This is a genomic window from Streptomyces sp. NPDC043726 (assembly GCF_056436565.1).
In genome coordinates, this window is record NZ_JBWKCI010000002.1 from 76,079 (window position 1) to 88,437 (window position 12,359).

The following is a 12,359-nucleotide window of genomic DNA, read 5'->3' on the forward strand; positions in this document are numbered from 1 at the left end:
GACGACGGAAAGGGGGCGAGTGCCGTGCAGTTCTCTCTCACCAGCGCTCCCTTCACCGCTGTCCCGGCGTGCTTCGTGTGACCTGACCGGGAGCGCTCTTCGCAGCTTGCATCCCGGAGGAATCCACCATGACCGATCTGGTCATCCGTCCGCTCGACGAGAGCGACGCCCACCTGTTCGACACCCTGCCCGACCCGTTGGGCGCGAGCGAGGCGCACCGCGCCACCGTGCACCGCCCCGACTGGAAGCGCGTGGCCCTGCGCGACGGCCGCGTCGTCGCGCGCGGCGCCTGGTGGGGCGGCCCCGAGGCCACGGAGCCGATGAACATCAACTGGTTCGACGTGGCCGACGGCGAGGAGGAGGCGGGGGCCGAACTCCTGCGCTCCGCTCCCTGGCAGGTCGATCTCGAGTTCAACCTGCCCGCCGGCTGGCGGGACGACCCGGCCACGCGCGCCGCGGCCGAAGCCCGCTTCGAGGCCGCCCGCGCGGCCGGATACGAGCTCCTCGTCGAGCGCTACCTCTACCGGTGGACGCCCGACTGCGGGCTCCCCGAACGCCCCGGACGGCTCGTCTTCGAGCCCGAGCCCGATGACGGGGTGTTCTTCGACGCGCTGCGCCGCATCCACTCCGTCACCCTGGACGCCCACGCCCTGAAGGCCATCGAGCAGGGCGGCCTCGACCAGGCGGCCCAGGAGGAGCTGGACTTCTTCCACTGGTGCCCGTCCCCGCGTGAGTGGTGGCAGATCGCGCGCACTCCGGAGGGGGAACTGGCCGGCATCCACATCCCGGCCCGCAACCAGACCTCGCCCGTCATCGGCTTCATCGGTGTCCTGCCCGAACACCGCGGCCGCGGCTACGCCTACGACCTGCTCGTGGAGTGCACCCACTTCCTGGCCGAGCAGGGCGCGGAGTTCATCAGCGGAGCCACCGACCAGGGCAACTTCCCGATGGCCGCGAACTTCGCCAAGGCCGGTCACCCGGTGGTCAGGGAGCGGATCGACTTCCACCTCCCCGGCGCCACCGGCTAGCCGGCCGGACTGTCAGTGTCGGATGCCATGCTGATCCGGCACTGACAGTGACGGCACACGGAGGCGCGGTTGGGTTCGACGGTGAGGTGTGGCAGGTCCGCGGCGGGGACGGGGCGGTCGGGGAGATCAGGATCGACGAGGCCGACTTCCCCTGGCTGTCGGGCCACTTCACGCCGGGCCCCGGCTACGCCCGCGTGCGCGAGCTGTTCGCCCGCGAACTCGCCCTGCTGGACGGGATCGACGAGCACATGGAGGAGTGGGAGGCGGTCCACGCCGAGATCGAGCGGCGCGTCTCCCTCGCCTCACCGGACGGCCCGGTCGCCGAGTTCCTGCTGCACATCGACGGTGACCGGGCCTGGTTCCGGTGGAGCGACGAGCCTTTCGAGGACTGACCGTCCCGGTCTCAACCGCCGCCGTTCAGCAGGGCGTCGGCCTCTTCGAGGATCTCGGTGACCCGCAGACCGAACGCGGCGTCGCACGCGTGCGGGCGGCCGGTGCGGACCGCGTCGAGCAGGGCGTCCGTCGCCCGCGCGAACGCCGGCACCGCACCCTGCGTGCTCGCCGGGAGACGGCTCACCCCGGTGGCACCGCGCAGCTCCACGGCGGCTCCGGCGGCCGCGGCCGGGGCGGTCAGGCTCAGGGCCAGCGCGCTCGACGCGCCACCGGCGTGCTCCAGCACCAGATGCGCGGTGTCCCCGGGGCCGGGCGCGGCCGCCGCCACCCGCCGCACCTCACCGAGCACCGGAAGCAGCACCGACAGGGCATGCGGTCCCACGTCCCACAGAGCGCCCTTCTCGCGCCGCCACGGCGAGTTCGCGAACGGGCTGTCGCCCCCGCTGAACACCGCGCCCAGCCACTGCGCGTGCGCGGTGAACCAGCCCTGCGCGGCGGCTTGTTCGGCGATCCACTGCTCGGTCTCCGGCTGGAACCGGGTGGTGAAGAACACCACCGAGGCGACCTGCGCCTCCGTTGCCGCCTCGACCACCGCACGGCCCTGCTCGGCCGTCGTGGCCAGCGGCTTGTCCAGGAGGAGATGACACCCCGCGCGCGCGGCCCGCACCGCCAGCTCGGCCTGGACGGCCGGGGGCAGGGCCACGGCGACGGCGTCCACGTCGGCGAGCAGCGCGTCGACGTCGTCGTAGGCCCGTACGCCATGAGCGTCGGCGAGTTCCTTCGCCGCGTCCGTGCGGCGGCCCCACACCCCGACGAAGTCCACGTCCGCGTGCCCTTCGAGAGCCGGGGCGTGGGCCACCCGCGCCCACGGGCCGGTGCCGAGCAGTCCGATGCGCATACCGTCGCCTCTCCATGCAGCCGTAACGGATGACGACCGAGCGTTTCACACCCGCCCGGGCCGGGGGCAGGCAGGGCGGGATCGGGGCGGCCGGAACCGGGGGGCAGGCAGGGCCGGTACGGCGGGGCCGGAACCGGGAGCAGGCGGTGCGGGTACGGCGTGGCCGGGCCGGGGGCAGGCAGGGCGGGGATCGGGCGGTCGAAACAGGGGGCTGGCAGGGCGGGTACGGCGGGGCCGGAACCGGGAGCAGGCGGTGCGGGTGCGGCGTGGCCGGGCCGGGGGCAGGCAGGGCGGGGATCGGGGCGGTCGGAACCGGGGCTGGCAGGGCGGGCACGGCGGGGCCGGAACCCGGAGCGAGCAGGGCGGGGAACAGCGCGGTCGGTACCCGGCGCACGAGACCGGTGAACTTGCCGGTCCCCGGCGACCGGCCCGGCGCCCACAGTGGCACCTCCAGTCAACCAGCGGTGACCGGCGGCACGGTTCTCTCGTGCCGCCCGTCCGCCACGACAGAGAGGACGACTCGTCGTGCAGGTCCACCCCCACACCAGGCCCCGCAGGGCCGGCCGGCTCGCCGGAGCCGCGGCGGCGCTCGCCGTGGTCCTCGGGCTCGGCACCCTCGCCGGTCCCGGCGCCCACGCGGCGGACAACCCCTACGAGCGCGGCCCCGCGCCGACCACCGCCAGCATCGAGGCGGCCCGCGGCTCCTACGCCGTCTCGCAGACCTCCGTCTCCTCCCTCGCCGTCACCGGTTTCGGCGGCGGCACGATCTACTACCCGACCAGCACCGCCGACGGCACCTTCGGGGCCGTGGCGATCTCGCCCGGGTACACCGCCTACGAGTCCTCGATCGCCTGGCTGGGCCCGCGCCTGGCCTCGCAGGGCTTCGTGGTGTTCACCATCGACACCAACACCACCCTCGACCAGCCCGACTCCCGGGGCCGTCAACTCCTCGCGGCCCTGGACTACTTGACGCAGCGCAGCTCCGTGCGCGGCCGCGTCGACAGCAGCCGGCTCGGTGTCATGGGCCACTCCATGGGCGGCGGCGGCAGCCTGGAGGCCGCCAAGTCCCGCCCCTCGCTCCAGGCGGCGATCCCGCTCACCCCGTGGAATCTCGACAAGAGCTGGCCCGAGCTCACCACACCCACGCTCATCTTCGGAGCCGACGGCGACACGATCGCCCCGGTCTCCAGCCACGCCGAGCCGTTCTACACGAGCCTGTCCTCCGGCCTGGACCGCGCCTATCTGGAGCTGAACGGCGCCACCCACTTCACGCCCAACTCGTCCGACACGACGATCGCGAAGTACAGCATCTCCTGGCTCAAGCGGTTCATCGACAACGACACCCGCTACGAGCAGTTCCTGTGTCCGCTGCCCCGCCCGAGCCTGACCATCGAGGAGTACCGGGGCAACTGCCCGCACAGTGGCTGACGTTGTGCTCCCGCACGGCCGCCGCCCGGAAAGTCTGGGCGGCGGCACAGTCCGTTTTCCACCACGGTCGCGCGGAGCCGCAGGTCACAGCCCGCTTCGGCGGACGTTGCGGCGGAGGCGACCGGCTTCCCTCGTGCGTTACGCGTAAGTAACCTCGCATGAATGATCGGTGACAGGAGCGCGCGGACCACGGACCGCGGCCGGGCCGAACTCGCCTGCGGCAGGGCGCGGTTGGGGGACGGCCCCGTCGACGACGCCCGGGAGACCCTGCTGCTGGCCGCCTCCCTGCTGGCGGCCGAGGAGCCGGAGCAGGCCGAGGCCGCACGGCTCGCCGCGGTCGACGCGGCCTGGGCCGCGGGAGACCTGACGGGCTGTCTGAAGGCGCTCGGCGAACCGGCCGCGGGCGATGCCGCGGCGGACTACCGCACCGGGATGAAGGCCCTGCTGGAGCAGCGCCCCGACCGCGCGACGGCGCCGCTGCGCCGCGTGCTGGCCCACGACAGCGACCGGCCCGAACAGCTCCTGCGCTGCGCCACGGCCGCCCTGCTGCTCGGCGATGTCGTCGCCGCCCGCCGGGCCGGCGCCCGCGCCCTCGCCGTGGCCCGGGACCGCGACTCCGCCGCGCTGCAGTCGCGGGCCCTGGAGTACCTCGCCTACGCCGAGCTGCGTGCCGGCCGGCACGCCCAGGCGCGCACCCACGCCGAGGAAGGGGTGCGGACCGCGCACCGGGCCGGGCGCCGCAACACGGTCGCGCATCACCGGGCGATGCTCGCGCTGGCCGCGTCCATCGTGGGGGAGCGTGCGACCGTCGCCGGGCACGCGACGGCGGCGCTGACCACGGCCCGCCGGCACGGCCTGGCCCAGGCGGCGACGCTGGCGGAGTGGGCGCTGGCCCGGACCGACCTGGGCTGCGGCCGTCCCCTCGACGCGGCGGACCGGCTCGGGCCGCTGGTGCTGCCCGGTGTGCGGCGCGGCCACTTCGCGGTCTGGATGCTGATGGTGCCCTGTTTCGTGGAGGCGGCGCTGCTCGCCGACCGGCCGGACGACGCGCGGGCCGTCGTGGAGGACTTCGCACGGTGGGCGGCGTTCGGCGCCGATCCGCACGCGCCCGCCCAACTTGCCCGCTGCCGTGCGCTGCTGGCCCCCGGGGAGCGGGCGGACGAGCTGTATCTGCGGGCGCTGGCCCTGCACGACGTGGCGGGCGGGGACTTCGAACGGGCCCGGACCGAGCTGTTGCACGGCAAGTGGCTACGGCGCCGGCGGCGGCTGCGGGAGGCGCGGGTGCGGCTCGGGGCCGCGCTGGTGGGGTTCGAGCGGTGCGGGGCGCGGGCGTGGGCGGAACAGACGCGCGGGGAGCTGCGGGCCAACGGGGCCGCCGGGTTCGAGGGCGCGGGCGGGGAGCTGGCCCGGCTGACACCGCAGCAGCTGCGGATCGCCCGCCACGTCGCCGAGGGCGCCACCAACCGGGAGGTCGCCCTGCGCCTCGCGGTCAGCACCCGCACGGTCGACTACCACCTGCGCAACGTCTTCGCCACGCTCGGCGTGCGGTCCCGGATGGAGCTGGCCCGCATGGTCGATCAGCAGGGCCGATGACGGCCGACGTGCGGTTCTGTGAGAGGCAGGAGGAAAAAGACCGGTGCACAACCCTAGGGACCGACCGGACGGTATGTCATCCTTCGGGGCAGGACGAGTCGGGCGGCCCCCGCCGTACGGGCTAAGCCGACGACACGGCCGACCGGACACCGCTGAGTCTCCCGGTGCGGGCGCACCGCCGGGAGTCCGAGGGAGGGCCGCGATGCATCCTGCCGTACGGGCACGCGCGATGATCCGCACCGGGCCGGTGCCCGTTCCGCAGCCGCGGACCGGACGCGGACGGTCGCTGATCGACGCCGACGCCCTGCGCGTCCTGCACGGGGCCGCACGGGTCCTGCTGGACGACCTGCCCGACCTCACCGACCGCCTGGTGGCCGTCCTCCAGGAGCAGGAGAGCGCCTACCGGACCGCCGTGGAGAGCGACTACGCGGGCACCTGGCAGGAGGTGAACCGCTCCCTGCGGCACAGTGTGCTGTCGCTGCTCGACCCGCGCGGCAACCGGGACGCGGCGCGCCGCTGCTCCTGGCAGATCGGCGTGCGGCGCGCGGAACAGGGCGTGCCGCTGGACGCCCTCCTGCACGCGTTCCGCCTGGGTGGGTCACTGGTGTGGCAGCGGCTGGTGGAGGAGACCTCCCGGACGGCACCCGAGGACGTACGGCTGCTGGTCCACGTGGCCACCGACGTATGGAACTTCGTCGACGAGCACTGCACCCTCGTGGCGGACGCCTACCGGCAGGCCGAGCGGCAACTGGCCTGGCGGCGCGAGAACCGGGTACGGCTGCTCGCGGCCGCCCTTCTCGACGGCACCAGCCGCATCGCCGACCTGCCCGAGACCGCCGACGGACTGGGCCTGCCGGAACACGGCCGGTACGTGGTCGTCGCGGTCACCGGCGGACGGCAGGCGGGCCCCTCGGGCGCCCGCGCCGCCGCCGTACCGCCCGGCACGCGCGTGCACTGGCACACAGGAGTGGAAGTGGACTACGGCATCGTCCTGGTCGGCGACGAGGATCCGGAGGGCGAGGACGACCCGCTGGAGGCCCTGGACCCGCCGCCGGGCACCAAGGTGGGCGTGGGCAACGTGGTCACCGGCCTGGCAGCGGTCGGCGACGCCCGCCGCCTCGCCGACCTCGCCCTGAGCATCTGCCCGCCCCAGGGCGGCAAGATCCGCCTGACGGAACACCTCCCCGAGGCCCTGGTCGTCTCGTGCCCCGAACTCGGCGCGACCCTCGCGGACCAGGTCCTGGGGCCGCTGCTGCGGCTGGAACCGGCCGACCGGGACGTCCTGCTGGACACCCTCTCCGCGTGGCTGTCGTGCGACGGCTCCGCCCAGCGGGCGGGGGAGCGGCTGTACTGCCACCGCAACACCGTCCTCAACCGGCTGCGCCGCTGCGAGCAGCTGACGGGCCGCTCGCTGGCCCGGCCGCTGGACGTGGTGGAGATCAGTCTGGCGCTGACGGCACGGCGGCTGCTGCGCGGCTGAGGTGCCCGCGGGATCCGGATGGAGGAAGCGGGCCGACACGGGCCGGCGAAACGCCGTGGCTATCCTTTCCAGCCCTGCCGAAACCGGCGAGCATCCCGCAATATGGACATCTTGCTCGTCGCCAGCGCGTTCAACAGCCTGTCCCAGCGTGTGTACGCCGAACTGTCCGACCTCGGGCACCGGGTGGACGTCGTCCTCGCCTCGCACGGCCCGGACGCGGTCCGTGCCGCTGTCCGCGACATGCGCCCGGAGCTGATCATCGCTCCGATGCTGAAGACGCCGCTCCCCGAGGACGTGTGGCGGGAGCACACCTGCCTCGTCGTCCACCCCGGTCCGCCCGGCGACCGCGGCCCGTCCTCCCTGGACTGGGCGATCGCCGGGGCGGCGCCCCGCTGGGGAGTGACGGTTCTCCAGGCCGAGGCCGCGATGGACGCCGGCCCCGTCTGGGCGGCCGAGTCGTTCCCGGTCCCGCCGGTGGGCAAGAGCGACCTGTACCGGGGCGAGGTCGCCGACGCCGCCTCGGCCGCCGTCCGCACGGCCGTACGGCGCTACGCCGAGGGTTCGTTCAAGCCGCGCCCGCAGAGCGACCCCGAGATCGGCGTGGTGTGGCGTGACGCATTCCGGCAGGAGCGCCGCAGGATCGACTGGGAGACGGACGGCACCGAGGCCGTGCTGCGCAAACTGCGCGGCGGCGACTCGCAGCCCGGCGTCCTCGACGAGATCCTCGGCCGGGAGGTGTTCCTGCACGGCGGACACCCCGAGGACCGGCTGCGCGGACGGCCCGGTGAACTGCTCGCCACCCGGGCGGGGGCGGTCTGCCGGGCCACCCGCGACGGAGCGGTGTGGATCCCCGAACTGCGCCCCCGCAAGAGCTCCGGCGACCCTTCGCCGTTCCGCCGCCCCGCGGCCTCCGTGCTCGCCTCCTTCACGGCCGCGAGCCCGGGGCGCGCTCCGCTGCCGGAGGACCCCGCCCCGCTCGAACTGCCCCCGGACCGGCGGACCTGGACCGACATCCGCTACCGGCAGCGCGGCGACACCGGCTTCCTGACCTTCTCCTTCCCGGGCGGGGCGATGAGCACCGACCAGTGCCGCAGGCTGCTCGCCGCCTACCGGCACGCGCTCACCCGCCCGACCTCGGTCCTGGTCCTCGGCGGGGCGCGCGACTTCTTCGGCAACGGCATCCATCTGAACGTCATCGAGGCGGCGGCCGACCCGGCCGGTGAGTCCTGGGCGAACCTCAACGCGATCGACGACCTGGTCGAGGCGGTGCTGCGCACCACCGACCGGCTGGTGGTGGCCGCGCTCGGCGGCAACGCGGCGGCCGGCGGCCTCATGCTCGCCCTGGCCGCCGACGAGGTGTGGTGCCGCGCGGGTGCCGTCCTCAATCCGCACTACCGCAGGATGGGCCTGTACGGCTCCGAGTACTGGACGTACACGCTGCCCCGCCGCGTCGGCGCGGACACGGCCCGCCAGCTGACGAGCGAGGCGCTGCCGGTGAGCGCCGCCACCGCGGCCCGCATCGGGCTGGTGGACCGGCTCGTGCCCGTCGCGGCCCGTGAGTTCGCCGCCGAGACCGAATGCGGGGCCGCGGCCCTCGCCGCCGCCCCGGACCTGGCGCGGCGCGTCGCCGCGAAGGCCGAGACGCGCAAGGCCGACGAGGCACGGCGGCCCCTCGCGGACCACCGGCGCGCCGAACTCGCCCGGATGCGCGCCGTGTTCTTCGACGCGCAGGCCCCCTACCACGCCCTGCGGTCCGCCTTCGTCAGAAAGCAGCCCGGCGGATCCGCCCGGCCCCTGAGCGGGGACGCGCGATGACCCGCCCCGGTGTGCGGCTGCTGGTCGCGGGGGTCGGCAACATCTTCCTCGCGGACGACGCCTTCGGCCCCGAGGTGTTGCGCGCCCTGGAGCGGCGCCCGTTGCCGCCCGAGGTGCGGGCGCGGGACTTCGGCATCCGCGGCCTCGACCTCGCCTACACCCTCCTGGACGGCTACGACGTCACCGTCCTGGTCGACGCGGCCGAACGGGGCCATCCGCCCGGCACGCTGTCCCTGATCGAGCCGGAGCTCCCCGACGGCCCCCGCGCCGCGGCCCCGCCCGAGGCGCACGGCATGGACCCGGCGAAGGTGCTGGCCCTGGCCGCCCACCTCGGGGACGGACCGCTGCCGCGGGTCCTCGTGCTGGCCTGCGAACCCCAGGTGCGGCCGCGCGAGGACGAGGACATCGTGCCCGGCGTCAGCGCGCCGGTGGCGGACGCGGTCGAACGAGCCGTCGAGGCCCTGCACGCCATGGTCCCCGCGCTCCTCGCCGACCCCGCGGCCATGCCCCGGTTGAGCCGCCCGGAGGAATCCGCGAACCCGTCAGCGGCCGGGCTCGCCGCTCCGTAGGCCCGCGGCGTCGAGGATCGATGACCGGGACGCCCCCCGCGTCCCGGTTCGTCCGCGTGTCCAACCTGAGGAGCTGCCCCCATGTGCGAGTCCGAGGACGTCACGCACGCCGTCCAGGCCGTCCTGGCCACGAACGACGGCCTGGCCGCGCGCCTGCGCGCCGACCTGGACCGGCGCCGGGTGAGCGTGGTCAATCTGCTGTCCAGCCCGGGCAGCGGCAAGACGGAGCTGCTCGGCGGCGTACTGGCGCGCGCGGTGGAGCGGGGCATCCCGGTGGCCGCGCTCACCGCCGACCTGGCCACCGAGAACGACGCCCGCCGCCTCGCCCGCTCCGGGGCCCCGGTGAAGCAGCTGCTGACCGACGGGCTGTGCCATCTCGAGGCCCGGCAGCTGCGCGGGCACGTGGCGGACTGGCTGCCCCAGGACACCGCGCTGCTCTTCGTGGAGAACGTGGGCAACCTGGTCTGCCCCGCCTCCTACGACCTCGGCGAGACCCTGCGCATCGTGCTCATGGCGGTGACGGAAGGGGAGGACAAGCCGCTCAAGTACCCCACCGCCTTCGGCTCCGCCCATCTGGTGGTGCTCACCAAGACGGACCTGGCCGACCCCGCCGGCTTCGACGCGGCGGCCTTCGACGCCCATGTGCGGCAGGTCAACCCGGGCGTGGAGATCGTACGGTCGTGCGCGCGCACCGGCGAGGGCGTCGACACCGTCCTGGAACGCGTGCTCGCCGTGCGGGACGGGGCTCCGGTCCACCGTCCGCCCCTCGCGCCGCACCCGCACGGCCACGCGCGCACGCACTCCGGCGTCCCGGCCGGCCAGGTCTCGTGACCGCGCCCACCACCCCGGCGGTACGCCGCCGCGTCGTCGTGCACGGCACCGTGCAGGGCGTGGGCTTCCGCCCGTACGTGCACCGGCTGGCCCGCGACCTGACGCTGTCCGGCTTCGTCAGCAACACCGCGTACGGCGTGCTCATCGAGGTGGAGGGCACACCCGACGGCGTGGGCCGCTTCTGCGACCGGCTGGCCGCCGAGCCGCCGCCGCTGGCCGCCGTCACCGCCCTCGGCGTCGAGGACGTGCCCGCCACGGGCGCCGACGACGCCTTCACGATCCGCGCCACCGAGCAGACCACGGGCCGCACGCACCTCCCGCCCGACACCGCGACCTGTGCCGACTGCCTGCGCGAGCTGGCCGATCCGGCCGACCGCAGGCACCGCCACCCCTTCGTCACCTGCACCCATTGCGGACCCCGCTTCACCATCGCCACCGGGATGCCGTACGACCGCCCGCTCACGACGATGTCCGGCTTCCCCCTGTGTCCCGCCTGCGCCCGGGAGTACGGCGACCCCGGCGACCGCCGGTTCCACGCCCAGCCCGTCGCCTGCCCCGACTGCGGTCCCCGGCTGCGCCTGCTGCCCGCACCCGGCAGCGGCATCCGCCCCGCCCAGGACGCCGACGCGATGACGGCGGCCCGGGCACTGCTGGCCGCCGGCCGGATCCTCGCGGTGAAGGGCCTCGGCGGCTATCACCTGGCGTGCGACGCCGGCGACGCACGGGCCGTCGACGAACTGCGCGCCCGCAAGGCCCGTGGCGGAAAGCCCTTCGCGGTGATGTGCGCCGGCCTCGCCGACGCCGAGCGGCTCGCCGAGATCTCCGCCGCCGAACGCGCCGCCCTCACCGGACCCAGGCGCCCGATCGTCCTCCTGCGCCCCCGCCCGTCGCACCTCGCCCCGGGCGTCTGCCCGGGCAGCCCGCACCTCGGCGTGATGCTGCCCTACACCCCGGTGCACACCCTGCTGTTCGGGCTGCCCGGCGATCCGCCGGGCCCGCGCGCGCTGGTCATGACGAGCGGCAACCGCTCCGGGGAGCCGATCGTCACGGACGACGAGGAAGCACTGACCAGGCTCGCCGGGCTGGCCGACGCCTGGCTCGCCCACGACCGCCCCATCGCCTCGCCCTGCGACGACTCCCTGCTGCGGGTCCGCCCCGACGGCACCGAACAGGTGCTGCGCCGCTCCCGCGGCTACGTGCCCCGGCCGCTGAACCTGCCGTTCTCACTGCGCCCCACGCTCGCGGTGGGCGGCGACCTGAAGAACGCGCTCTGCCTCGGCGAGGGCGATCAGGCCTGGTTCGGCCCGCACATCGGCGACATGGGGGAGCTGACCACCCTCGAGGCCGCGCGGCAGGCCGAGACGCACCTGCGGCGCCTGACCGGCGTGAGCCCCGAACGCGTCGCCGCCGACCGGCACCCCGGGTACCACTCGGCACGCTGGGCCCGCCGGCGCGCCTCCGGGCTGCCCCAGCCGCGCCCCGTCCTCGTCCAGCACCACCACGCTCACGTCGCCTCCACGATGGCCGAGCACGGGCTCGACGGCACCACGCCCGTGATCGGCGTCGCCTTCGACGGCACCGGCTACGGCGACGACGGCACCGTCTGGGGCGGCGAGGTCTTGCTCGCCGACTACCGCGGCTACCGGCGCTTCGGCCGGCTGACCCCGGCCCCGCTCCCCGGTGGGGACGCGGGGGTGGCCAACCCCTGCCGGCTGGCGCTGGCCCGGCTGTGGGCGGCCGGACTGCCCTGGGACCCGGACCTGCCGAGCGTCGCCGCCTGCGCTCCCGATGAACTTTCCTTGCTGAAGAGGCAGTTGACGCGCGAGCTGGCCTGTGTGCCGACCTCCAGCATGGGCCGGCTCTTCGATGCCGTCGCCTCCCTGGCGGGCGTGTGCCACCGGGCGGGCTACGAGGCCCAGGCCGCGGTGGAACTGGAGGCCGCCGCGGCCTCCGCCTGGGGCGACGACAGCACGGCGTACACCTTCGCGGCCGTTCCGCGGGGGTTCGACCCGGCACCGGTGCTCGGCTCGATCCTCGCCGATCTGCGCCGGGGCACCCCGGCGCCGCTGATCGCCGCACGCTTCCACCGCGGTGTCGCGCGCGCCGTGCTGGACATCTGCCGACGCGCGCGTGGGTCCACCGGGCTCACGACCGTCGCCCTCAGCGGCGGCGTCTTCGCCAACGCGCTGCTGGAACTGGAGTGCCTGACGCTGCTGGCCGACGACGGCTTCGCGGTGCTCGCGCACGGCGAAGTCCCACCGAACGACGGCGGGTTGGCCCTCGGCCAGCTGGCGGTCGCGGCACACCGACGACGAACGGAGTGA

9 protein-coding genes and 1 pseudogene are annotated in these 12,359 nt (G+C 75.0%); 9 read left to right on the forward strand and 1 reads right to left on the reverse strand.

From position 1 onward, the window contains the following. Positions 1-128 precede the first annotated feature (128 nt). Together AC068Z_RS05080 and AC068Z_RS05085 are read left to right on the forward strand one after the other, a co-directional pair. A complete protein-coding gene (locus tag AC068Z_RS05080; protein ID WP_478552429.1) occupies positions 129-1,028 on the forward strand; it encodes a GNAT family N-acetyltransferase in 900 nt (299 codons plus the stop codon). Positions 1,029-1,075: 47 nt separating this feature from the next. After that, positions 1,076-1,420: a hypothetical protein gene (locus AC068Z_RS05085; RefSeq protein WP_478552431.1), complete on the forward strand. Its 345-nt coding sequence runs from the start codon at positions 1,076-1,078 to the stop codon at positions 1,418-1,420. Positions 1,421-1,431: 11 nt separating this feature from the next. On the opposite strand, the gene AC068Z_RS05090 is transcribed toward AC068Z_RS05085, so the two are convergent. Then, on the reverse strand, positions 1,432-2,319 hold the full coding sequence (locus AC068Z_RS05090; protein WP_478552433.1) for a Gfo/Idh/MocA family protein: 888 nt from the start codon (positions 2,317-2,319) through the stop codon (positions 1,432-1,434). Between the two features lie 525 nt (positions 2,320-2,844). Here AC068Z_RS05090 and bdeA point away from each other — a divergent pair. The 7 genes and pseudogenes from bdeA to hypF all read left to right on the forward strand — a co-directional run bounded on the left by bdeA (position 2,845) and on the right by hypF (position 12,359). Further along, the gene (gene bdeA / locus AC068Z_RS05095; protein WP_478552435.1) at positions 2,845-3,747 is read left to right on the forward strand and encodes a bis(hydroxyethyl) terephthalate hydrolase; all 903 of its coding nucleotides are present in this window, start codon (positions 2,845-2,847) and stop codon (positions 3,745-3,747) included. A 192-nt stretch (positions 3,748-3,939) separates the two neighbouring features. Next, a pseudogene (locus AC068Z_RS05100) lies at positions 3,940-5,340 on the forward strand (LuxR C-terminal-related transcriptional regulator); the annotation flags it as partial. Between the two features lie 202 nt (positions 5,341-5,542). Continuing rightward, a complete protein-coding gene (locus AC068Z_RS05105; RefSeq protein ID WP_478552437.1) occupies positions 5,543-6,820 on the forward strand; it encodes a PucR family transcriptional regulator in 1,278 nt (425 codons plus the stop codon). 102 nt (positions 6,821-6,922) lie between these two features. Then, complete coding sequence (locus tag AC068Z_RS05110; RefSeq protein WP_478552439.1) at positions 6,923-8,635, forward strand: hydrogenase maturation protein; 1,713 nt, start codon at positions 6,923-6,925, stop codon at positions 8,633-8,635. Beyond that, positions 8,632-9,204 carry a hydrogenase maturation protease gene (locus AC068Z_RS05115; RefSeq protein ID WP_478552441.1) on the forward strand — a complete coding sequence of 191 codons (573 nt, stop codon included), beginning with the start codon at positions 8,632-8,634 and terminating at the stop codon, positions 9,202-9,204. The genes AC068Z_RS05110 and AC068Z_RS05115 overlap by 4 nt, the downstream gene beginning before the upstream one ends. A gap of 81 nt (positions 9,205-9,285) precedes the next feature. Next, positions 9,286-10,035 (forward strand): hydrogenase nickel incorporation protein HypB, encoded by a 750-nt coding sequence (hypB, locus tag AC068Z_RS05120; protein ID WP_478552443.1) that lies wholly within the window; start codon positions 9,286-9,288, stop codon positions 10,033-10,035. Next, positions 10,032-12,359 (forward strand): carbamoyltransferase HypF, encoded by a 2,328-nt coding sequence (gene hypF / locus AC068Z_RS05125; RefSeq protein WP_478552445.1) that lies wholly within the window; start codon positions 10,032-10,034, stop codon positions 12,357-12,359. Before hypB ends, hypF begins: the two co-directional genes overlap by 4 nt.

Bases quoted from the DNA above. Each gene is read 5' to 3' on its own strand.
- AC068Z_RS05080 (WP_478552429.1), top strand. From the start codon at position 129: ATGACCGATCTGGTCATCCGTCCGCTCGACGAGAGCGACGCCCACCTG.
- AC068Z_RS05090 (WP_478552433.1), bottom strand. From the start codon at position 2,319: ATGCGCATCGGACTGCTCGGCACCGGCCCGTGGGCGCGGGTGGCCCAC.
- AC068Z_RS05105 (WP_478552437.1), top strand. From the start codon at position 5,543: ATGCATCCTGCCGTACGGGCACGCGCGATGATCCGCACCGGGCCGGTG.
- AC068Z_RS05110 (WP_478552439.1), top strand. From the start codon at position 6,923: ATGGACATCTTGCTCGTCGCCAGCGCGTTCAACAGCCTGTCCCAGCGT.
- AC068Z_RS05115 (WP_478552441.1), top strand. From the start codon at position 8,632: ATGACCCGCCCCGGTGTGCGGCTGCTGGTCGCGGGGGTCGGCAACATC.
- hypB (WP_478552443.1), top strand. From the start codon at position 9,286: ATGTGCGAGTCCGAGGACGTCACGCACGCCGTCCAGGCCGTCCTGGCC.